The organism is Psychroserpens mesophilus, assembly GCF_050617655.1.
In the GTDB taxonomy this organism is placed as follows: Bacteria; Bacteroidota; Bacteroidia; order Flavobacteriales; family Flavobacteriaceae; genus Psychroserpens; species Psychroserpens mesophilus_A.
In genome coordinates this window covers 1-246 of sequence record NZ_JBODQC010000393.1, presented here as the reverse complement: position 1 = coordinate 246, position 246 = coordinate 1, and the positions used below count along the sequence as shown (strand labels likewise).

Sequence of the window (246 nt, the reverse complement as noted above, 5' to 3'; positions counted from 1 at the left end):
CCGGGAGAGCGTCGCCAATTTCCAGGGGGCGCCCCACCGGTTGGAACGGGTACTCAAGATTCATCACGTCCAGTATATCAATGACTCCAAGGCCACCAACGTAAATGCCACGTTTTACGCCCTGGACAGCATGACGGCCCCGACGGTGTGGATTGTTGGCGGCGTCGATAAGGGCAACGACTACAAACCGCTGATGCCCCTGGTCCGTGAAAAGGTCAAGGCCATTATTTGCCTGGGGGCCGACAA

General features: G+C 57.7%; 1 protein-coding gene. It reads left to right on the top strand.

The window, feature by feature from the left end:
• The coding region (locus tag ACRHNM_RS17735) for a glutamate ligase domain-containing protein (RefSeq protein WP_431137962.1) at positions 1–246 on the top strand (246 nt) is incomplete at both ends.